Below are 23187 nucleotides of genomic sequence, written 5' to 3'. Positions count from 1 at the left end.
TAAAAATAAGGATAAGTCCCGAAGAAATAAACGAACTAAGCAGGAATCTTGATATCAGCTTTAAACCCTTTTTCTTTTTCGGATTCAAAGATCAAAGTTCCATCTATAGCACGAATACGCTTTTCTGTATTGTGTAGTCCATTTTTGGATTGTAGCTGCGTTTTATCGATCCCCACCCCATTGTCGCTGTACTTGATATGCAGTGTATTATTATCCTGGTTAAATACCAATACCACCATACTCGCCTGACTGTGTTTTTGCATATTGGTCATCAACTCTTGAAGTACCCGATAGACTGTGATTTTTACCGGTGCCTCAAAGCCTTGCCAATCAACTTTATCTAACCCTCGAACCAAGAGTTGTATCCCATTTTTGGTATAGTTTTTTAGCATATCACTCAGTTCTTCAGGGAAGGATTCATCGATATCGAACTCATTATTTTCTCTGGAAATATCTCTTGCTCTAGCATAGGTAGTGTTTAGCTTTTCGAGGATCTGCGAATCATGAGGATCGTTTTGATATTGTAACATGACTTGAAAAATATCGTTCCCCAACTCATCGTGCAAGCGTTTGGATATCCGCGTCTCGGTTTCATAACTGGCTTGAAACTGAACCATCTGATTTTGTTGCGCCAGGTATTTGGTACGTTGTCTAAAAAAGTAGATGGCAAAAGTAATTCCCATAACCAACAATAGCATTCCTAAGAGATAAATCGTATTTTGGTTTTCTACTGTAGCGATTTGTGCTTCCTTTTCAACAATTTGCGCTTCCTTCTCTACAATCTGCTGTTCTTTTTCCTCAGTTTCAAACTGAATACGAGCGATTTTATCTCGAAACAATCGTTCTTCTTTGACCAAGCTATCATTTAGTTGGATGTAGGCTTCAGCATATTGCAGTCCTTCCTTGGGACTACTTACTTTAGAAAGGATTTGATAGGACTTTAGTAACTCTTCGTTATGATTTAATTCTTTGGCTAAATTCTCCGTTAGATATCCATATATTCTAGAAATGCTATCATTTCCTGTAGATTCAAAATATTCTGCTAAATGGAAATAGCTTGTAGTAAGTCCGTCTCTATCCCCTATACTATCTCTTACCTTAAGTGCTTCATAAAAAAGGTCAGGAATCTCAGCTAGATTATTTGAAAGAAAATCTACGTAAGCCAGATTATCGGTCAATAAAGCATATCTTCTAGGATCCTTTTTTAAAAACTCCTTATACTCTAGTGCTTTAACATATGTTTCCTTTGCCTTTGAGTACTTTTTTTGAGACTTATAAGTGGTTCCTATATTATTTAAGGAAATGAGGGTTTGTTCAATTTCCCTATTCGTACCTAAATCTGCTTCTATGGCCTTATTATGATATGCAACAGCCTGATCATACCTGCCTAAATATTTTGCTATAATACCTAAGTTGGTATAACAAAAGGAAACATACCTTTTATTCTCAGACAATTTAAATAGCTCAATCGCCTTAATTGTCAAGGATTCACTTTCAACATAATCCTTTGACATTCGTTTAATTCGAAATAAATCAATCAAAACCTTTCCATAATTATAGGCAAAACTTTTTGGATCTCTATGTCTATTATTTTCGAATGCATCATAAATCTTTTTAGACTCATAAAAATTTTTGTAGGCAATTTCTGGGTTATTTGGGCGATAAAAAATACCAATATTTGAGTAGGATTTAGCTATTGCACTAGAATCCTTTAACAACTTTGATAATTCTAAAGCCTTTTCATTCAGAACCCTATATTGCACATAGTCTTTTAAAAAAAAATAATCCACAGAAAGACCATGAATCTCCGCGATTTTGGTAGTATCGTTTGGCAAGGCATTTATCAAATCATTCGCCTTTTCAAGATGTCTTTTTCGTTCTGCAACAGACAAAGATTTATCATTTCCCAACTTTGTTTGAACTGCAATAGGTTCTATTTCAGGATTTTCGCTAACAACTTCTTGTTCTTTGGTGGTACAAGCAAAGATTAAGATTACAAACTGTATATATAGAAAAAATCTACATTTAAATCGCATTAGCAAATTTTTGCCTAAAATTAAGCAAAAATAAATAGAGCCTGATAGTATATATCAAGCTCTAATAAATAAATTAACTCCTTATCCTTCAGGATCTACAGTACTTTCGTCATCCTCAGAGATAGAAACGGTTTCGATGTGATCGATTCCAACCTCATCCTGGATTGGAGGAGCCTCACAAGAGACTAAGTTGATTCCTAGGAGTATTGCTAATAATATGTATTTCAAAGTTTTCATGTTGTTTGTTGTTTTTTTGTTTTCCGTGTTTGGGATACGCCATAGGTATCTACCCCCAGATTGGCATGTATTGCCTACCTGATACCCATGGGAAATGGTCATTTGGTTTTGGGAAAGAGACATCCTGTACAGTCGCGGCACCCTACTTTCCCCCTTTGGGTAACCGACAACTGTAGTTGGATTATTTATAATGGATCAGTGCATTACCAATTCCTAGTCGATTCTTAGTCCTAAGCACTATCTGTGGCAATCGATGTCTGACTAAGTTCTTTTGCGCGAATCAACACACCAAAGAACACCTATTGCCATACGATACGCTTATCGTCTAGGAAACAAGTAACCGATACTAAGGGCAATCAAACCGGCGGGTTATCAAAACCAGCCTATGTGACTCCTTTTACTAAAAACCAGCTTTATGAAATTAAAGCCTTGCGGGAAGTATAATTATCTCTAATTATTACCTCGCCAGAGTTTTTACATATAGTTGCAACTACTCTTTTCAGTTTTTTTATGCTTTTTGGTTGGTGCATGTTGGCTGGAAGAGGATCAACAACCGAAGTATCTAATCCTACGCCAAGAATGCCTCCAAAAGTATCGGCCAACAGGAAGGCTATTAGCTCCTGATTCTTGTTATAAAATTTACTATACTTCATTGTTTACATTTTAGTTGTTTTTAAATTATATGTTCTACAAATCTCTGCGAGTACTACGCATTCATTTTGCGTAGTGAATATTACAGATACTATTTATTGTTTTAATGAGTACCAAATATCTAAATATTTTCTTAAATCCACAAATTTTTTAACACTTATTTTATTGATTACCAAATAGTTACAATAAACAAAAGCAAAGATATCCCTATTCGCTATTTAGCGAATTTTTTGGGGTTTAGGCAATCATTTACAGATCAGCGATTTGCTTTTTTACAATCACTTTTAAGGTGTTTTTACTTTGTATTCGTTTTTACAATTAAACTACGTTCAAATCATTCAATAGTTGCAATCCTAAATTGCTGTTTTACTCGATAATCGAGATTTAAATCCTCTGAGGTTTGCGTGGTAATCAAAATTATATTCTGATCACCACTTCATGGGTTTCTCCGAGGTCATTTACTTAGGTGTTTGTTGATTTATGTATTTATCTATTTGTATACCACAAAAAAAGCGCCCAATTTCTTGGACGCTCTTGATATATTGATTTTTCTGGTATTCCTTATGTAAAAGAATCACCATAATCTACATACGTCCTGCCGACGGATTTGATTAAAATCCATCTGCTATCACACTGCCCAAGCAGTACTTGTAATTTTTCGATATGTATATTATGTTGGTTCATTGATTGTATTAATATACGAAATATTACAAGATTTTCCTAATTGTCCTTTTTCGCTTCTCCAGAGGGCTGATTCTCAGTTTTTTTCTTTGGCATTTTGCCTTTGATTCTGTTCTTTTCCTCTTTCAAATCGTGAATAAATTGATTGTTATAGGCATTGGTTTTGGCCAACTTCAAACATTTTAAAGCTTTTTTATACTTTCTTTTATGTTCAAAAAGAATGGCTTTCTTAAGATATAACATCGCTTTATCCGTTCCTTTTACCGTTAGTGCGAAATCAATCAATTTTTCGGCTTCTTTGTAATCTTCATTCCATAGTAATACATTGATGTATTTTGGGTACACCTCCAACGTATACATATCTTCTGCCAAAGCTTGCTGAAAATATTCTTTGGCTACCTCATAATTTCTAAGGCTCTCGGCATGGATCTGCCCCAGTAAGCACAACGCCATTGGATTCTTTTCGTTATACGATAGTGCATAGTTCAAAGACTCCACCACCTCGTCGAGATTATATGGGTATGCATCCAGCGCCTGAAGCAAATACTTATCTAATATAGTATTCATCGTTCTAGTTCTTTAATTCGTTACGCAACTCTTTTTTGAGTTGATTTCTTTTTGTTTTGAAGGTCTTTACCTTCTTCTGTTTTTTAAAATCCGATCCCTTGTACACCCGTATGGGATTTCCCCGTTGTACCGAGAGATGATTTTCCCACTGATCGGTGATCGATTGCTTCAATTGCTCCAAGCCAATCGCAATCAGCTTTTCTTGTAACCTTTGGATCGCTAGCTTTTTATTTTGATGTTGCGATCTGCTATCCATCACTACCACACTGGTTTTGGTTGGCAGATGGGTTGCCCGCACTGCCGAGTTTACTTTGTTGACATGTTGCCCACCTGGGCCGGTGCTTCGCATGGTTTCAAAAGTGATATCCTTTTGATGTATTTGTTGATTTGCGATTTGCTCCAATTCGTACAATCCGATAAACCAATTTTTTCGTTTATGATACTTCCTAAACCTCGAGGTACCGATCCATTGTATAGTGCCGATCCACGATTTTACAAAGCTATCCAGCTCTTTACCTTCTAGCTGTACCGTAGCCGATTGTACTGTGCCATTTTCTACTCCAGCGATTCTTTGGATGACCGTATATTCAAAACCTTGTTGTTGTACCTCTTCCAAAAAATATTTAAGTACCTGGGCCACTACCCAGCAACATTCTGCCGGACCTCTACCCGCAGTTATTTGTATTATCTTTTGATTCATAATTTTCTTTTTATTGATGTTCATTTTTTCCATTGATGAAAAAACGAACCAAAACTTCCAGGGTTACCTCTATTTCTTCCTAGAGATGGAGCACTTACCGCACACTGAGCCTGTCGAAGTGTAGCGAAGTGTACGGTAATGCTCTTCCCTCCTTCTATGTATCCATTCTTACAATTTTTGGTGTAAATGTCCCCAGCACTTCCACCAGTTCTTGTTGATTGGCCATCACTTTATGGATGTCCTTGTACGCCATGGGCGCTTCATCTATCCCCCCGCCAATCAAGGTTACCTCGTGCGCTTTCAATTCTTTTTTTACTTCGCTACGTGTTAAGGTTTCCTTACATTTTCGTCTGGATAAGACTCGTCCCGCTCCGTGCGATGCCGACTGCAAACTTGCCTCATTCCCCAGTCCTCTTACAATAAATCCTGGCGCTGTCATCGATCCCGGGATGATTCCCAACTCGCCTTTGGCAGCTGGGGTGGCTCCCTTTCTGTGTACAATACACTCCTCGCCATTTACCTCTTGTTTCCAGGCAAAATTGTGATGATTTTCAATCTTGGCTACTGGTCTTGATCCCAGTAGTTTTCCAATTCTGCGATGGATATCATCGTGACATGCCTTTGCATAATCTCCTGCCAAGTTCATGGCTAGCCAATATTCCTGCCCATCGTGGGTATTGATATCCAACCAAGCTAGTTGTTGCACATGTTTGGGCAACGGACATTGCTTTGTCGCCAGATAGGTATAATGTTTAGCAATATTGGCACCCAATCCGCGAGATCCGCTATGTGATAACAATCCTATATAAGATCCTACCGGCAAATCCCAAGCGTTGTCGACATCGGTAATGGTTACCTCGCCAAATTCTACAAAATGATTTCCTCCTCCAGAGGTTCCCAATTGCTTATAGGCTTTGTCTTTTAATCGCTTTACAAACGGAATGGTTGTAAACTCACCTCGTTCAAACACCTCATGATCATGTTTGATCTTATGGGTTTCGTACATTCCGAATTTGGTATGCTCTGCCAGTATGTTTTCGAGTTGATGTTTCTTTCCTTTCAAAAAAGAAACGGGTATCGGATATATCGTTAAACACATTCTACATCCTATATCCACTCCTACTCCATAGGGGATCACCGCATCTTGGGTGGCCAACACTCCACCAATTGGCAATCCATATCCTGTATGTGCATCGGGCATTAATGCTCCTGCAACGGCTACCGGTAATTTTAATGCATCATACAGTTGGTATTTTGCCTGATCATCGATTTCATTTTCGCCATATATTGCAAAAGGAGATCGTGTCGTTTTCAAAGCGTGTCTTTTTACCTCGACCGGGCTTAGTAAACTTTCGGCTACCTTACCCCAAACTCCATCCCCTTTATAATTTTCGGGATTGAGCAGTACTTTTTTGGCTTCTGTTAATATTTGTTCTTTTTTTATTCGTTTATGATATCTATTGATATGACCCAAAGTCACATTAATGCTATTGTTTTTTGGAAAACCCAGTTTAATCAGGTCTTTTCCGCTTAGTTTCTTTCCCATGATTTCAAAAATTTGGGCGTTACCCTACTGCACTATCGTGACAGTGGGTCGGGCTTTTGGCTGTATCTTTTATGTAGATCCCTTCGAGAACCTCTGGGCTCCACACAAAAGGATGTCGCCGTAATCCCTAACGCTAGGTATTGTTTTGATAAAATCTCGGATGGCTTTGACACACTCACTTCGACACACTCGGCACACTTCGACAGGCTCAGTGTTCAGCTTCAGTGTTCGTTTCCTTTTTTTCCTGAGTTTTTGGCTCTGGGTGATAGCGTAGCAACAAAAAAATCCGAAACTTTTGGGCTTCGGACTTCTTGTACTATCATATAGCAACTATTGTATAGTGAAGTCCCGAAGCAGTAGCTGAAAAGAACCTGGTTCTCCTGCAGCTAAAGTTTTTGATATTTCAACAATCATTGTACTTCGGTTTTATAGATTATTATTTATTCTCTTGCTTACACTTCGACGAGCTCAGTGTCCGTCTCAGTATAATCATGCCATGAACGTTAATCGTTTTGACGGTGCAAATATGAAATGAGTTTTTGAATTACGCAAATAAAATTTCAAATTATTTTATTGATTATCAGTTGGTTATGATCAAATTAGGCAATAGAATTCTTGTCCGTTTTTCAACAGATAGTAATCATACATGCAAGTCTCTGTAGGTCTTAGACTTATCCTTCAAGCGGGTTTATTTTAGATTTACAAAACATCATATCATTTTTTTTACAAAAAAAGCGCTCAATTTCCTGAGCGCTTTCTTTTTATAGTCGTTTTACAGTTTTATACCTATAACTCAGGTTGCATAAACCGCTTTTTAGCGCTCTTTTTATGTATATAAACTTCAGTCATTCGTTATAAAACGTGTTTTTTTTGGTTTTCAAATCTGGTACAAATATGTAATTAATCCTCGATTCTGAAAATAAATTCGATGATTTTTAGCCATAAATCATGGTATTTAGAATCATTTCAAGCAAAATTAAAAGATTGTAATGCTATATGTACTGGTATGTGTCTGCCCTTGATCCAAGGTTTGTATCCCAGCTTTTTCCTCCAATTTTTGAGTGGTATCTACTACATCTGCATGACCTAACCAGGGCTCGATACATACAAACGGTGCCTTGGGTTTTGCCCAGATGCCCAAATCTGGAAAATCTTCAAAATTCATCTTTAAGACGGCTCCTTTTGTTTGATGATGCAGGGTAGCTTCTTTGGCATGAATTCCTTTAAAGATGAGGGCATCATGATCAAACAAGGTATCTGTCAATTGGATTTTCCCTTCTTCAAAAACAGTAATGCTATCCTTTTGTATCAATCCTGTGTTAGACAATAGGTGACTCTGCTGTTCTTTACCATCGGCTAGCGTAATGTAATACTCTTCATAGTTTTCGTCATCTTTCAAAGGGCAATTAAATGCCGGATGCCCACCCAGACTAAAATATAAGGATTGAGTATCCTCATTTTTTACGACATGAGATACCTGAATCTTGTTTTCGATCAATTCGAAAGCCACTTCAAAATAAAACCGAAAGGGATACATGGCCAATGTCTCGGCATTACTCTCTAGCGAAAAAGATACCTTGGTGGGTGATTGTTGATCTACCTTTAATCTCTGGTTGTATCGAATAAAACCATGTTTAGGCAATTGATAAGCGGTATCGTTAAAAAAATAAGTTCCTTCCTTTAATCCCCCGATGATCGGAAAAAGTACTGGGGCCTGACTGCCCCAGATATTTGGATCTCCTTGCCACATATACTCCTGTTGTGTGCTTTTTTTAAAAACACTGGCCAGTTCGGCTCCTACAGGATCTATTTGTAAACGCAGCAAATCATTTTCTATGGTATGCATGGTTAGGTTTTAAGCATTATCCACGTAAAGCTACATTATCTTCTTCTTTTTTTCCTTCTCCACGGAGCGTTTTTTTGCCAGTCACCTGCCATGATACTACCATATGGCATTACCTCATCCTCTACTGTACCCAAACCAAATTCTTCCATCTGGTTTCTTACCGTTTCGGCATTCTTGTAGGCACTTGGGAGTTCGGTAATATCGATCTCTTTTGAAAAGAAACGCACATCCAATCCTTGAGTTTCTTCAGCAAAGATGGTGTCAAAGGTTTTACCCTCCTTGCTTTTTCTATGCTGGGTTCTACTGGTGTTACGCCCAGCCCCATGAGGTGCAAAACCAAGGTTGGTAGCCGTAGTAGCTCCATTGACGATTAATACTGGTTCTGCCATATTCAACGGGATTAATCTTGGTCCGGTGATGTCTGGCATAAACTTAGGGTCCAATGGTGTAGCTCCCTTGGCATGATAAAACCGATCCTCATCTTTGAACACAAAATTATGTTCGTTCCAGTATCGGTCCCATCCATCCATGTGCAAAGCTTGCAAGGTGGCATTATGAATCACTTCGTGATTGGTCTTGGTCCATTTTCTAATGATCTGTAAAGCTTCCCAGTAGGTTTGTCCTTCTTCGGTATCAAAAGGTATCCAGGCATTTTGCTTCAAGGTTTTTGGAGATATTTCTCTTCTATAACGTTCGGCAATTTTCATTCCGGTTTTATACAAGTTGGCTCCAACCCCTCTGGATCCATGGTGTGTGATCATCATGGTATTACCCGTTTTTTTGGAAGTTCCCACGAATAAGAAATGGTTACCATCACCCTGGGTTCCCAAGTGGGTTCTTGCGGCCTGGATCATTTTTTCATTATTCAACATAAAATTACCTTCGAAATCCTTCAGTAAAGTTTCTGGAAATCGATATTGTGTATCTCGATCTCTACCTCCAGGGCCAAAATGCGTTTGTTGGTGTGCGGCATCCAATACTTTTTTAGGATCCATTTTACCAAAATCGGTAAGCATCACCGAACAACAAATATCAGCACTATGCATTCCTGGATGAATGGCGTTTTTGGCCACAGCCACTCCACCCACAGGGATGGTGCCTTCTGGTCCTGTAGGACAGGCATCAGGCATGATTGCGCCGTCTACCAGGGTGGGTGTCTTCATCAAGGTTTGCATCGATTTCACAACGGAGTTTACATTACTTTCTTCTAACTCATTTTCGGCTTTGATATTCACCGAAAACGGAACCGTGTCTGCGTGCAAATCCACCAAAGGAGGTGATTTGAACTGTTCTAGGTAGCTCATCATTTGTTCTCCTTGTAATTGATGCGTATTGATATGATCGATGGCCTCAGGAAACCACTTCCCTGATCTGAATCCTAAATCGATTAATGTTTTTCCGGTGATGTTTTTCTTGTTTTCCATCTTATTTCTATTTGGCAATCTTACATTGCCCGTTATAATGTTACTACAAATGTTTGATATAACTACGCAATTAATTTGCGTAGTGGTTTAACTTTTTGAAAATAGCGTTTGGAATCCCGATTAGTTATTTCTCGATACAAAGGGTCTCGCTCTATCATTGCCATAAGTTGTTCTTTGGTTTTGAACTTCTTTTTGCGAGCGTAGGCTTCGGTATATCCCATCAAATTCGCGATTTCTTGCATGGATTTCCCTTCAAAAAAATAATTGAGCACTTTCTTTTGTGAGGTGTTTAATTTCAGAACATACTTTTGATACAAACGCTGTCGTTCTTGTTGTTCGAAAGTTTCCATGATATCAGAAGTATCGGCAAGCTTCCGCTCTAGAGGATATGCCGTTGCAAATCTTCTTTTTTTACGTAGTTGGTTTCTCCACATATTCTTACATACTCCATAGAAGTAAGCGTGTATAGAGCTTTCGAGCACAAAATGTTCCTGTTGTAACTTCTGAAACAAAAACACCAGAGCTTCCTGAAAGATATCATCAACATCTTCTTCCCTACCCGAATGTTGAAGAATCATTTTTCGCACACCTTGATAGTTATGCCGATAAAAAGCCTTAATTGTTTTGGTGTCTCCATTTACAATTCCCTTACTAATTTTTTGATTTTGTTTTTCCACTAAGCTGTTCGTTTTAAGAGTTTTTGATTTTGATACCACAAATCTCTAACCGACCTACGCAATCTTTTTGCGTAGTAAGAAATATGAGTTAATTTTGTGGAAAACAACAGGCTATGGCGCAAACTAAAAATGCATTAATCCGTTACAAAACCATTGACAAGTGCCTGCAAAACAACAATCGACAATGGACATTGGATCTTTTGATCGAGGCCTGTTCTGATGCCTTATACGAATATGAAGGTAGGAATGTCAATGTGAGCAAACGCACGGTGCAACTAGACATCCAAATGATGCGAAGTGATAAATTAGGGTACAACGCACCAATAGCCGTATATGATCGAAAATACTATCACTATTCGGATCCAGAATACTCGATCACCGATATCCCTTTGACCGAAAATGATATGAACGTCCTATCGGAAACGGTAGAGATGCTGAAGCAGTTTAAAGACTTCTCCTTGTTTTCTGAACTTGGTGGGATCATTCAACGATTAGAGGACAAAGTATATACCGAAAAGACCCATCAATCTGCAATCATTCATCTGGATAAAAACGAAAACCTAAAAGGGTTAGAGCATTTGGATACGCTATACCAAGCCATTCTTAAAAAAATAGTTTTAAAAATCACCTACCAATCTTTTACCGCTCGACAGGCTAATGAGTTTGTATTTCACCCTTTTATCCTGAAAGAGTTTAATAACCGATGGTTTTTAGTAGGTAAAATAACAGCCAACAAACCCATACTTACTTTGGCATTAGATCGTATCATACAAATTGATTATGATACAAGTTTACCTTATCTCAAAGGAAATTTTGATGGAGATGTATATTACAAAAACACCATCGGGGTAACTGTACTTAACGATGAGCAATTACAAGAAGTATTGCTCAAAGTGGATCGTAATAATGCCCCCTATGTGATCACTAAACCTTTTCATCACACTCAAGAACTGATTGAAAAACATGAAGATGGCAGTGTGACCATTAAACTATATGTGCATTTAAATTTTGAGTTGGATCGTTTGATTCTGGGCTTTGGAGAAAGTATTGAAGTGCTGGAACCCCGAACACTACGCAAGAGAATCCGAAAAAAACTGGAAAAAGCGGCTAACCAATATCAGGAATCTGCAAACTCTAAATAATCAGAAGGGATATCCCTGGTAAGCCATACGTCTTTTTCAGTCTTGTAAAATTTCCAGCCCTTATCTAGCAATTGCTCCGTATCAATCTTGATGATAACGGGTACCCCATGTCTGCTTCCTACCTCGGTGGCAAGATCTACATCATCGGTAAGATGTACATACTGCCGTTTCATTGATTTCAAACCCTCCTTTTTGATACTATCTATATATTGTGCTCCCGTACCATGATATAATGTAGAAGGTACAAAAGTGGCATCTTCATGTAGAATAGAAATCGAATGCCCATGTGAGGATTTGATGGTATTTTGGGTAAGATCTATTTTCCATTTTACCGGATCAAAATTGGCATTCATTTCGATCAGATCTTCTTTTTCCAGATGAATATCCCTTTTTGCCAATGCCAATAATAAATCCTCGATCTTTACCCAACCATATTCGTCTAAAACAATCCCTCCATCATCGGGATTGTGTCGAAGCCAGTAATTGATCAGATTTTCTATATCTAGTTTTGGAGTATTTGTCATAAGCTGGCCAATTTTTGTGTGTTAGGTTTTAAACATACAAAGTTAAGAGTTGACCAATACAAAAACCAAAGAACAGGATTCACAAAATTGTTTTTTGTCATTCGATCTTCAACTTACGATTGCGTAGGATCGTCCTAAGATTTCTTTCTTCTGGTAAAACCCAAATCTAAACCCCACAGCTTCCGAATACACATAACTTTGTACTACTACATCATACTCTACTGGAGCATTCAAGGACTTCATCGTATTAATTAATCGGTACAATTTGGATTTGGAAATTCCGAATCGATGCGCCAAATCTCCAGGTGTTCCGGTAGCTTGTAAACGGATAAGTTGATCAATTCTTTCAATAAGCTCAATGTGTTCAATAATACCATTCATAATTACTTCTTTTTTCTGACTTACTTCTTTATCTCATTTTATTATGGGAGGGAATTTTAGATAAGTGTTATGAGATTTGGATTTGTTACCCTATAAAGCGATTTTTTAGGAAAAAGGAAGTGCTGTGTACCTAGATTAGAATCCGTATTTTTAAATGATAAAAGAGAAGTAAATAAGAAACAGAGACTACAACTTAGGGTAGCTCTTCGAGCAGTTTAACGGATTTGTCTTTATAAACACCATTGTATTGGATCAATCCTTCAAGTATAGATTTTGTTTTTGTAGGTTTTCCTAATTTTAGATAGGTCAATCCCAAATACCATTGTGCATTTTCGTAATATTTGCTGCTTTTAGCAATACTTTCAAAGACGAGAATTGCTTTCTTTTCTTGATTGGTATTCATGTAGCTATTCCCAAGATATAAATTAAACTGATTTGTGGATGACCGATTACCCAATGAATCGGTTTGCTTTGCATTTACTATTTCCTCTAGTTTGGGAAGAATTTGTTGATACTCTCCTTTAGAATATTCGGTTAATACATCTACAAAACCCTGAGTATCCTCACCACGTGTGGTATCTTCTACTGGAAAAGGTTCGTAGTAAGTAGCGTATAAGTCTTCATTTTGATCCTTACCAAAACCTGAGAACCACAACAAAGCGCTCACCCCAATAATAACCGCTATTGAAGCTGCTATTTTCCAGTAGTGGGAAGAACCCGAAGAAGTTGCTTGTTCTTCGGCTTTGATTTCTTGACTTATTCGTATTAGTTTTTCGCGAAATGCTAAGGTGTCGGTATCACTCAAGGTCTCATGTAATACTCTATGCTTTTCGACTTCTTCTTGCAAGGCAGTACTTGCCATTACCTCTTTCTCAAAAGCAGTTAATTCCTCTTGAGACAAGGTCTTGTTAAGATATCCTTCTATTTTTTCAAACAATTCCTGATTTCTCTCCATATGGCTTAGTTTTCAGGTTCCGTTTTTAATTCTTGATACATAGGATCTTTTTCGATCATTTCGATCAACGATTTTTTGCAGTCAAACTTTTTCTTTCGGGCATATCCTTCAGAGTATTCCGTCTCACTCGCTATTTCTTTCATACTTTTCCCAGCAAATACTAAACCTAATACCTTTTTGCAAGTATCACTTAATTTATTAAAATATTTTCTATATAAGTGCTCCCTTTCTTTTTGTTCGATATCTTTACTAATATCTTCACTTAGTTGGTCTTCGGGATCGTCAAATACTTCAGCTTTGTGAATCATTTTGCTATTTTTCCGCAGTCGATTCCTCCAAATATTTTTACAAACCGCATAAAAATAGGTATGTATAGAAGCAGTGACTACCAGCGAATTTGATTTCAATTTTTGATACAATAATACCATTGCATCCTGAAATACATCCTCCACATCGGCTTCGTTACCCGAGTTTTGCAAAACATACCTTTTTATATGGCCAATATTTGTTCGATAAAACGTTTTTATCACCGCTTCATCTCCCCTAGAAATACCTTCTAAAATGTTGCGCTCTTCTTGTACGCTCATAGATTTATATGCTATAGCAGTAAAACGTTACTTTTAGGCTTATCGTGTTCTTAATTCTTCCACAGATCTATCTTACGAGATCCATGCTAAATATTTTAAACTATAAAAGTAACATTTTTACGTTCTTTGCTATTAATAAATGAAGGATAAATACCAGAAAAAGATTTTGGGATTATTTTATTTTAGAAAAAAGGAAGAAACAAAAGAATCAATAAAAAATTATGATGTTTTGGCTTTTTGCTTAAACTTTCGGATGCCCCATGCTACTTTGTAGGTTCTGAATAGCAGATCATAAAGCACCATTTCGTGTAATCTATTTTTGGATCTAAATAAGCGGTTCATCAGCATATGGATATAGCTGCTCATCAAATTATCTAATCGGTTTTTATCTACCTGTGAAGTAATTTCGGTAATGACAGTTTTATTTTGTTCACTTCTGGTTTCCAACACATCAATAATAGGAGCGTAATCAGGATTATTATCTCTGGTAAACACCATAAACTCCTTTATCTTTTCATGCTCTTCTCTAAATTTTTTATCCATTTGCTTTTTCAGGAACTTATTCATCCCAAACTCCTTTCCAAATCCGATTTTTAGCTGTTCCATCAATGCCAACTTTTGATCTTCGTCATACCCAAAATCATCAAGTAAGGTATCCATTGCCCGAATGCTAAACAACCAGCGTAATTCTTCTCCTTCTTCTTCGTCAATCATATCCAAAAAATCCACCATCATCTTACTGTCATAAAAGAAAAGGCTTTCGGATACTTCCATGGTTTGTTCCCCGTAGCGCTCAATCTCTCGCTGGTACGTATCGATTTGTATTTTCCAGATCAAATCCTGCTGGATATAGGTTGCCAAAGACGGTTGCAAGGCATTTATAATTTCTCCTACTTTGTTGATATCTGTATAATGAAATCGCACCCGGATATGGTGTTTGGGATCTGCATAACGAATAAAAAACCACTTATCAATCACTCCTCTGGCTAATAAATCATCGGTAACAGGTTTGATGATCTGAGTAAGTACCAAATCTGCCGTTTTGGGTCCTGTATACAGTTTGTAGTATAACCATTCGTCCCCTATGATAAAAGATCGTTGTGTATTACTCATTTGTAGTTCTTGTATTTTTTAGCTTTTGTTCGTTGTAGAATGAAAGTACTACCTGATTGGTATATGCTTGATCACCTTCATTTACAACTCCATTTTGATCATGTAAAAACTCTTTCAATTTAAATGAAGATCTCTTTTTAACTGTATGCAACAACATAGCAGCAGAGGTTGTATTTTTTGTATTGATCAACAACTCATTGTCGCCATCCGCCAACAACACGTAGTTGGGTAATTTTTGTTGGTTGACCCAATCTTCTAAAAGAGCAACAAATTGATCCGAGGTTGGCTCTGCTTCTACCAAAGTCTTTATATCCTTGGTATGGATGTTCCAGACAGCCTCGGATAGAATAACACCATTATACTCTACTCTTGGTAAAAAATCAGATTCGTCCGCCAAGGGTCCCCAATAAAATCCTAATCCCGATCTCATGCGCTGGGTTTGCATATTTGCCAAAAACTGATAAATGGGCAATGGGTCTGCCGAGTAATTATGCGCATTGGTAAGGTGGGGTAACACCTCTTTGTTGTGCTTTTTTGATCGCAGCAACACCTTACTATCATGATTGGTTGAAATCATCAAATCATCCAAGGTTAACTGATCTTCTGGAGCGACTATAGATTTTGCTAAATAAGGAATTTCATATTTCCTAAAAGCAGGACGCATCAGTATATTTCCAACACGAGACTCGGGAAGGTGCACAATCTCAGCCAAAATCTGATCTGGGTTTTCCTGAGTTTCGATATCTATGATTTCTTGAGTGTATTGTCGCAGCTCTTCATCCCCATGACAAAAACGGCCCAGCAGATTAGCTGCGCTGGATCCTCCTACACTCGACATCACGATCTTTTGTTCTCCATCTACGGTAATAATTTCTACCATCGACGACATCGTATCTGGCAGATCATCCCAACGAGCCTCGAATCCATCAAAATCCTTATCGGTGAGCTGGATGATACGTTCCCCTTTTTGTAAAGCAAGCATCATTTTTTTCTGAAGAATAGCATGCACAGGTGACCATTGAATTTCTTTAGTCTGGACGCCATTATTTTGGCCAGGCAATATCAAATCATCTACAATTTTGCTGATATCTCCTGCTCCTTGATTTTGCAAAAACCCAATACCCAATTCTACATCTAATGCTTTAGAAAGAGGGACTTCTCTATTTTCATACCGCTCATAAAATGCCTTCTGAAACCTTGTCATCAAGGTTTCTCTTGGCGGAATAGAGATTTTGTTTAGTAACGTAATTGCTTTTCTGACCCGATGCAGTAATTTTTGATCCAAGGTATTTATCTGTGGTGTAATTACCATATCAGTCTGGAACATATATTTAAGTTCAAAACCTACCTCGAGTTCCTTTAAGTATTCACTGAGCTCGATATATTTTTGAGGATCATTCCCTATTTCGCCATCCAATTCTTTTAAGATTCGTTGTGCATTTTCTAGAGCAGTCATCAAATTTTCTGTCCCTTCAATCCTTTTCAGAACTGGTAAAATTTGATCTAGAAACTCTGGTCCGGATACCGAAGGTTCAAGTTCACTGATGAGCAATTGGCTATTTACAAGCTCTCCTATAAACTCTGTTGCATCCTCTATAGTTATCTCCTCATCTACCAACAATATCGCCAGATCTTTGAGCAGGGCTCCTTCTTTGGCTTTTTCTAGTACCTTTTGTAAATACTCTGAATGTTCTACCGCTACAATATGATGTATCCTTCTACTATTTACGTAATTGTATTCTACATACCGCAACTGATGCCCTGTTTCATAAATACTGGTATTAGGATAAAACAATAATTGTGATCGAATTTGCTCTTCTTTTACAATATGCTGAGACAAGGCTACCAGATAATTCATATCTAATCGCGTATGTCGTTTATTTTTGGATTTATGTTGTAGATCCAAAACAGTTGCATCAGAAAAAGTACCAACTGCAGTTCCTGCAAACAAACCAAAAGGTGTGCAACGGGAAGACATACGACTAATGTATTTGAGTACCGAATATTTCATTCGATCTGCTTTATCCCGATCTTTGAGATTACCTTGTAACCATTTTTCGAATTCGGAATAAAGAGAAGGTGAAGCCAGGAAAATAGCTTCTTTTATTATAGGATCTTTACAGATGTTTTGCAAAGTTTCATCAGAAAGTGTTGCATCCTTTGTGACTTCCTGATAAAAAGAAAAAGAAAACAACGGGACCCGTAATACGTATTTAGGGAAATTTTTATAAATCATAATGCTGTTTCTCGATGTGCATTAGCTAATTAGTAGACATTCGTCCCACTTGGTCTCAAAAGTAGCCAAAAAAGAGATGAGGGTAAGACCAATACCAGAGATTCCCTCCAAAAGATTTAGTTCATTCATCCATTCTTTCTTATCCCCTCTCCACTGTTTAAATCCGGCATCTCCATCTTTATGTATTGCCATTTTTAGTAATTCATCTAACCAGAAATCAGCTGCCTCCTGAAACGAGGCTTCCTTTGTTTCTTGAAACATATGATTATAAATATTCGCAACACCGCAAGCACCATGACAATGTCCAGAATCTAATACTACGGCTTCTTTAAGGTCTCTCCTTTTGGTAGAATTTTTTACCATGGCCAATGCTTCATTTTTATAAGTTTCATTATCAAGCACAGAACCTCCTCGCCACATAGAAAGGCCAATCCCCAAATCTCCGTAACACCAGGCCAATCGTGAACTACCTTCTTTCGGAACATCTTCATGTACCCAGCTAGGATACCAGGAAGACTGACTTGTATCCTCTTTTTTATGACTCAAAATATATCGAATGGCTCCATCCAGCATCTTACTTGTAGCATCCTTAAAATCATCATGAAGATAAGCTCTACTTAAAAAGTTAATGATACTAGACATTCCGTGCGAGAGGCTTAGGTTTCCTCCTTTGGTACCTTCTTCTACGTTGAGGTCAAAAACCCACCAAATAATTCCATTTTCCTCTTTTTGTGCAGCCTCCCAAAGGGCTTGAATTAATGTATTTACATTATTTCTGTATCGCTCTTTAAGTTCTGGCGATTGCGTATTTTGATATCGTTTCAAGAAATAAAACCCATACCCTGTCGCCCCGTGCAGAAAGTCGAAATAGCTGCGTTCGATATCCCCATTCATAGCCTCTAGCAAAAAAGGATCAAGGTCAGCGAGCAACTCATCGTTATCGATATCGACAAACTCCTCTTCACTTAAGAAATCCAAGACCCAGGCAGCACCAGCTATTCCTGAACAAAAAGTAGGAAATGTATATCCATTGCTAATCGATTCTACAGCCTGAGAGATAATTTCGGCACCTTTGTCTGCAGCTTCTTCAGAATCTTTATATCTAGCATAATAGAACTGAAACAAGGAAACTCCAGAAACCCCTGCTAAAACCCCTATATTCTGATTTTCGGTTTGATAATTCTGTAAGATGTTATAGATTTCATCAAGCTTTTTTTCTAATTCTTTTTTTGTGCTCATATACTATTATATGTCATTCATTGAAGATTTGTTACTATGCACAAACCAGATTTGTGTCTATTCGCTTCACAAAGTAATAGACTATCTCGTAAATGAAAAATAAAACCACACGAAATTCATGAAAATTGGGCGATTAATTCTTTTTTTGTTTTGGACTAAAAAAAACCTGCAATGCTGCAGGTTTTCTAATTTATTGTTGGATTAGTAAACTTGAACACACGGCCCCCCAGGGTGCTTTACCGTGGGCACGGCATCTGTAGGAACGCTGCTCCCTCCTTTGATCAAGTGTAGATTTTGCGTATTAATGCTTGCTATAGTAAGCTTTTTGAGCGCCATCTTGTTTTGTTTTTGAGTTTTCATAATGATCTACTGCTTTAATTAAAAAATTACTTGTGTTATCAGTGTTTCCCTAGTTACAGGTATTGAGTTATATGAACTTAATATAATTTTTTACACTCACTAATAGTAATTTGACAACCCTAATTTGTTTAAAATAGGGCTGCTAATCAGGTCCTTTCTTTTTATCAAAAAACTCTTGTAAAACTCACCTTCTTATTAGTCATGAAATCATATTCTCTATACTTTTTTCCTGTTTTTGAAGGTTCTTAATATAATAGGATGGATTTAAACCTGTTTTGGCTTTAAAATGTTTGGCAAACGAATAGTCACTCTTATATCCAATTTCGTTGGCTATGGATTTTATAGAAAAAGATCTAAATTTTTTATCATTTTTCAACCTTTTCAACACATACTCGATTCTAAGATCTCTTATATATTCATTAAAATTCTTTTGCCGATGTATGTTTACAATCTTTGATAAGTAAGTAGAATTTGTTTTTACTTTTTTGGCTACCGATCTCAAATTACAATCTAATCGCAAATAATATTCCTGAGCCTCTAAGCGCTCTAATCCTTTTAAGACATCCATAACTTTTTCGTCATCGATAAGAATTGGTTTGGTAGTTTCCTTTTTGTCTGTAACCTCATGTTCTTTCGTTTCCAAATCATCTATTTTTTGCAATAAACGATCAAATCGTAATTTATATGTTTTTTGTTTTTTGAAATAAAGTACGGCTCCAATAAAAAGTATTATAAAAAGTAATATAGCAAGAAAATACCCATAGGTTTTGATACGTTCGTTTTTGCGATGTGCATCTTGTAAATCTACAATTCCTTTTTGCAACACCTGTGCTTCTTTTTGATAGATCTTGTTGATCGTTGCTGTTTTTCGTTTTTGATTGGCTTCATTAAGTTCTACATATTTGGTATTCCACAATAAGGCACTTTCAAAATCTTGTTGAGCAGCATAACAGTTGGCGAGCAATAAATGAGATTGTAGTACTGGTAGATTAAACAAATCTTTTTGTTCTGAAGCTTTGATATTGTCAAGTAATCTTGTGATCGCTTGATCATACTTCCCTTGTTTGTAATAGCAACTGGCGATGAAATAGGCACAGTTGATCGTGGGGTAAAATTTGTTTTTAACCTCGTTGGTTTGTAAAATTTCCTCGGCTTTAAATAAAATATTCAGAGCATTTTCATACTCATCTCTATGATAAAAAACCACCCCTTTTTTGATATACAAATCAACCAACCCTTCTTTAAAATCTAGTGATTTGCTCAGAGTAATACCCTGTTCTGCATAATGTAACACAGAATCGTATTGTTCGGTATCCAAATACACCTCAATACTAACAGTAATGGTTCTAACATGATTTTTGGTATTCTTGTAAGAGGATTTATCTATTGACTGTAAAATCTCTTTGGAAAGTGCTAATGCTTTATCATATTGATTGGTTTTTTTATACACCAATACTAAGCCAGAGTTAGCAACTAATTCTCGATCATAATTTTTCAGGGCTTTAGCAATTTCAAGAGCTTTATAATAGGCATCGAGCGCTTTTTGATTTTGATCGTTCATCAAATATGAAGTCCCTTTGGCCGTAACTGCTTTGCAAAGTAATAGGCTATCGTTGACTTCTTGAGCAATCTTTACTACTTTGTCCAGAACGGCAACACTCTCTTTATAAGCTTCTTCATGATATAGCGTCTTCCCTTTTTGATAATATTGCTCTGCACGTTCTAGGCTTTCTTCCTGCCCAAAGGTATAGTGTATTCCCAAAAGAAGGAAAAACAAACAAGAAAAGAAATCTACAAATCGTATAGAAGGGCCCTGCATGATAGTGTATTGATGTGATTATCCAAAAGTAAGAATTTACTTTTGGATATCAGATGGCAGGCATCTAAACGAAATGTAATCCAGAGGTTTACGTTTATCTGAAAGTAATAGTACAACTGCTGGATTGCCCAAACCATCGTACTCTATTTCGAGAGGCTATTTTATAAATCCCATCTCTAATCATTCTAGGTACAAAAGCCAATAAAGCTGCGGCTAACTTCCATCTTGGGATTTTGGAAACAATTTTTAAAAACCCATCAGAATGTGTATGCGCTCCATTTTGATCGATCAAAATTACCGTTTCTAATTGCTCTAATGGATATCCGTATTGTTTGAGGTATGCTTGGCCCTGTGGAGATTGAAAAGGTATAAACTGAAAAATCTCTTCTGGGGCAAATTTTAATAACCATCCTACAACCCCATTACATAGGTTGCACTCGCCGTCGAATATAATTACACTTTTATTTGCTAGATTTTCCATAACATTGGTTTTTAACTTGTTATGCTTCTATAGTCGAACGGATCCGTCAATCATTTCAATCGCACGGTGAGAATTTTGATAAATTTTCGAATTATGGGTCGCCATGATCACCGTTTTGCCTTTTTCTTCGGTGATTTTTTTGAGCAAATCAAAGACCATTTCAGTATTTTTTTGATCTAAATTCCCGGTAGGCTCGTCGGCTACAATCAAATCAGGATTATTAATTAATGCTCTTGCTATGGCTACGCGTTGTTGTTGTCCTCCAGATAATTGATACGATGGACGCTTGGCAAAATCTTGCATGCCAACTTCTTGCAGAAGTAACAGTGCATCTTCTTTGATTTGTTCTTTGGTTTTAACACCCATTTTCATGGCAGGTAGCATGATGTTTTGCAATACATCAAACTCTGGCAGCAAATAATGAAATTGATATACAAAACCGATATGTTGATTTCTAAAATTGGTAAGATCTCCAGCCGATACGTCTTTGATGTTTTGATCTTTTATCCATAGTTTTCCTCCAAAATCCGTATCCAAAGTCGAAAGTATATACAACAAAGTCGATTTACCACTTCCCGATTCGCCATAGATCGAAACCAATTCTCCTTGAGCTATTTCCAGAGAAACTCCATGCAATACCTGATGCCGTTCTGGTTGATCAAAATATTTGTCGATATGTGATGCTTTAATGATCATAATCCTCTGATAATGGTTACCGGATCTACTTTACTCGCTTTTTTTGAAGGCATATATCCTGCCAAAATCGTGGTCAACACCCCAAAGGCAAATCCCATACAGAAATAAATAGGCTTAAAGTTGATGGGGTATGTTTCTACAATGATAAAGTCTGAGGTATCCAATGGTGTTGTAGAAATCATATAACAAATCACATAAGCAAACAACAACCCTAGTACTGCGCCAATCAATCCTATGATTAGGGATTGCACCAAAAAGATAAAAACGATATCCTTGCTAGAATATCCCATGGTTTTTAATACCGCGATATCCTTTCTTTTCTGGATCACCGTAATGTTCAGGATATTAAAAATCCCGAAACCTGCAACCAACAACAAAGCAAAAGAAACCGACCAGGTGAGAATATCTCGAACTTTGTTACCTATAACAATGGTTTTATTACTGTCTTTCCAATCTTCGGTAGCAATTGATGCTATTTGTTCCACTATTTGATGTTTCAAACTTACATCGTCACGGTCTTTTAATTTGACATGTACATGGGTTATTTTTTGATCTTGGTCCAATAATTTCTGTAAGGTTGAAGCTGAAAAATACGTTCGTACATTATCTATCGTGGTAATTCCAAAACTAAAAATCCCAGATACTTTAAGTTTTGCATTTTTACCATTGGGGAGAATCATTTTAAGCTCGTCTCCAACGGATACTTTCAAACGATTTGCTAAACTTATACCTAATATAATAGAATTTTCTTCTAATAGGCTCTGAAACCCATTCCCTTCTATCAATCGTCGTTCCAGATCTACCATCTGTTGTTCTTGATCTGGAAATACTCCATTAATACTCCCTGGTAATTGCGTAGTGCTACTGACCAAAATAGCTGGAGTAATCAACTGATGTGCAAAAGACTGTACATTTTCATTTTTTGAAAGAAGATCGTCTATACTTCCCACATCGACTATAGTTTTTAGTTGATTTCCAAAAACTTGTTTTGATGACTCCGCTTTCGTTTTTGAAGCAATAATAATATCTGGACTTCCATTAAAAACAGCATCATCCAAAAAATCATTCACCCCAGTCATAAAGTTGATCATGACAATAAAGGTCGTTACTCCCAGCATAACACCCAACATCGCCAAAAAACTTTGCTTCTTACGTGCAGACAAATATTGCCATGCGATAAATAAGTTGGTTTTAGAATATATTGGTGTAGACATATCTGTTAGGTCGGGTAAGTTTTCTATAGATTACAGTGAAATTTCTATACTATTTAAATACAATTTATTTCTATG

The 23187-nt window shown here is 37.0% G+C and carries 22 protein-coding genes; 1 reads left to right on the top strand and 21 read right to left on the bottom strand.

Translation table 11 applies throughout. From position 1 onward, the window contains the following. Positions 1–35: 35 nt before the first annotated feature. The 9 genes from BUE24_RS19480 to BUE24_RS19440 form a co-directional block, all read right to left on the bottom strand. Positions 36–2036 (bottom strand): tetratricopeptide repeat-containing sensor histidine kinase, encoded by a 2001-nt coding sequence (locus tag BUE24_RS19480; RefSeq protein WP_073319929.1) that lies wholly within the window; start codon positions 2034–2036, stop codon positions 36–38. 81 nt (positions 2037–2117) lie between these two features. Further along, positions 2118–2273: a hypothetical protein gene (locus BUE24_RS24060; RefSeq protein ID WP_170864638.1), complete on the bottom strand. Its 156-nt coding sequence runs from the start codon at positions 2271–2273 to the stop codon at positions 2118–2120. A gap of 413 nt (positions 2274–2686) precedes the next feature. Continuing rightward, complete coding sequence (locus BUE24_RS19470) at positions 2687–2926, bottom strand: hypothetical protein (RefSeq protein WP_073319924.1); 240 nt, start codon at positions 2924–2926, stop codon at positions 2687–2689. A gap of 718 nt (positions 2927–3644) precedes the next feature. Beyond that, positions 3645–4172, bottom strand: a complete 528-nt coding sequence (locus BUE24_RS19465) for a hypothetical protein (RefSeq protein ID WP_073319922.1) — start codon at positions 4170–4172, stop codon at positions 3645–3647. A 4-nt stretch (positions 4173–4176) separates the two neighbouring features. Beyond that, complete coding sequence (gene prfH, locus BUE24_RS19460; protein ID WP_073320283.1) at positions 4177–4872, bottom strand: peptide chain release factor H; 696 nt, start codon at positions 4870–4872, stop codon at positions 4177–4179. Positions 4873–5026: 154 nt separating this feature from the next. After that, positions 5027–6418, bottom strand: a complete 1392-nt coding sequence (locus tag BUE24_RS19455) for an RtcB family protein (protein ID WP_073319920.1) — start codon at positions 6416–6418, stop codon at positions 5027–5029. 976 nt (positions 6419–7394) lie between these two features. Continuing rightward, entirely contained in the window at positions 7395–8264 is an 870-nt protein-coding gene (locus BUE24_RS19450; protein ID WP_073319918.1) for an aldose 1-epimerase family protein, read from the bottom strand. 35 nt (positions 8265–8299) lie between these two features. Then, a complete protein-coding gene (locus BUE24_RS19445; RefSeq protein WP_073319917.1) occupies positions 8300–9688 on the bottom strand; it encodes an RtcB family protein in 1389 nt (462 codons plus the stop codon). Between the two features lie 62 nt (positions 9689–9750). After that, positions 9751–10365: an RNA polymerase sigma factor gene (locus BUE24_RS19440; RefSeq protein ID WP_073319916.1), complete on the bottom strand. Its 615-nt coding sequence runs from the start codon at positions 10363–10365 to the stop codon at positions 9751–9753. Between the two features lie 113 nt (positions 10366–10478). On the opposite strand from BUE24_RS19440, the gene BUE24_RS19435 reads away from it, so the two are divergent. After that, a complete protein-coding gene (locus BUE24_RS19435; RefSeq protein WP_073319915.1) occupies positions 10479–11507 on the top strand; it encodes a helix-turn-helix transcriptional regulator in 1029 nt (342 codons plus the stop codon). On the opposite strand, the gene BUE24_RS19430 is transcribed toward BUE24_RS19435, so the two are convergent. The 12 genes from BUE24_RS19430 to BUE24_RS19380 form a co-directional block, all read right to left on the bottom strand. Continuing rightward, positions 11483–12031, bottom strand: coding sequence for an RNA 2'-phosphotransferase (locus BUE24_RS19430; protein ID WP_073319913.1), 549 nt, complete (start codon positions 12029–12031; stop codon positions 11483–11485). The two genes, BUE24_RS19435 and BUE24_RS19430, sit on opposite strands and share 25 nt — an antisense overlap. Positions 12032–12139: 108 nt before the next feature. Next, on the bottom strand, positions 12140–12412 hold the full coding sequence (locus BUE24_RS19425; RefSeq protein WP_073319911.1) for a hypothetical protein: 273 nt from the start codon (positions 12410–12412) through the stop codon (positions 12140–12142). Positions 12413–12605: 193 nt separating this feature from the next. Continuing rightward, the gene (locus tag BUE24_RS19420; RefSeq protein ID WP_073319909.1) at positions 12606–13367 is read right to left on the bottom strand and encodes a tetratricopeptide repeat protein; all 762 of its coding nucleotides are present in this window, start codon (positions 13365–13367) and stop codon (positions 12606–12608) included. 5 nt (positions 13368–13372) lie between these two features. Then, complete coding sequence (locus BUE24_RS19415; RefSeq protein ID WP_073319907.1) at positions 13373–13954, bottom strand: RNA polymerase sigma factor; 582 nt, start codon at positions 13952–13954, stop codon at positions 13373–13375. Positions 13955–14173: 219 nt separating this feature from the next. Further along, a complete protein-coding gene (locus BUE24_RS19410; protein ID WP_073319904.1) occupies positions 14174–15067 on the bottom strand; it encodes a thiopeptide-type bacteriocin biosynthesis protein in 894 nt (297 codons plus the stop codon). Next, positions 15060–17303 (bottom strand): lantibiotic dehydratase family protein, encoded by a 2244-nt coding sequence (locus BUE24_RS19405; RefSeq protein WP_073319900.1) that lies wholly within the window; start codon positions 17301–17303, stop codon positions 15060–15062. The genes BUE24_RS19410 and BUE24_RS19405 overlap by 8 nt, the downstream gene beginning before the upstream one ends. Before the next feature lie 21 nt (positions 17304–17324). Beyond that, on the bottom strand, positions 17325–18542 hold the full coding sequence (locus BUE24_RS19400; protein WP_073319897.1) for a lanthionine synthetase C family protein: 1218 nt from the start codon (positions 18540–18542) through the stop codon (positions 17325–17327). 201 nt (positions 18543–18743) lie between these two features. After that, a complete protein-coding gene (locus tag BUE24_RS24055) occupies positions 18744–18902 on the bottom strand; it encodes a hypothetical protein (protein WP_170864637.1) in 159 nt (52 codons plus the stop codon). 199 nt (positions 18903–19101) lie between these two features. Continuing rightward, positions 19102–20721, bottom strand: coding sequence for a helix-turn-helix domain-containing protein (locus BUE24_RS19395; RefSeq protein ID WP_073319894.1), 1620 nt, complete (start codon positions 20719–20721; stop codon positions 19102–19104). A gap of 94 nt (positions 20722–20815) precedes the next feature. After that, complete coding sequence (locus BUE24_RS19390; protein WP_073319891.1) at positions 20816–21202, bottom strand: thiol-disulfide oxidoreductase DCC family protein; 387 nt, start codon at positions 21200–21202, stop codon at positions 20816–20818. A 27-nt stretch (positions 21203–21229) separates the two neighbouring features. After that, on the bottom strand, positions 21230–21898 hold the full coding sequence (locus BUE24_RS19385) for an ABC transporter ATP-binding protein (protein WP_073319888.1): 669 nt from the start codon (positions 21896–21898) through the stop codon (positions 21230–21232). Then, positions 21895–23112, bottom strand: coding sequence for an ABC transporter permease (locus BUE24_RS19380; protein WP_073319885.1), 1218 nt, complete (start codon positions 23110–23112; stop codon positions 21895–21897). The genes BUE24_RS19385 and BUE24_RS19380 overlap by 4 nt, the downstream gene beginning before the upstream one ends. Between the last annotated feature and the right edge of the window lie 75 nt (positions 23113–23187).

It is taken from the genome of Aquimarina spongiae, from assembly GCF_900141785.1.
Taxonomy (GTDB): domain Bacteria; phylum Bacteroidota; class Bacteroidia; order Flavobacteriales; family Flavobacteriaceae; genus Aquimarina; species Aquimarina spongiae.
This window is presented reverse-complemented; position numbering and strand designations above follow the sequence as displayed.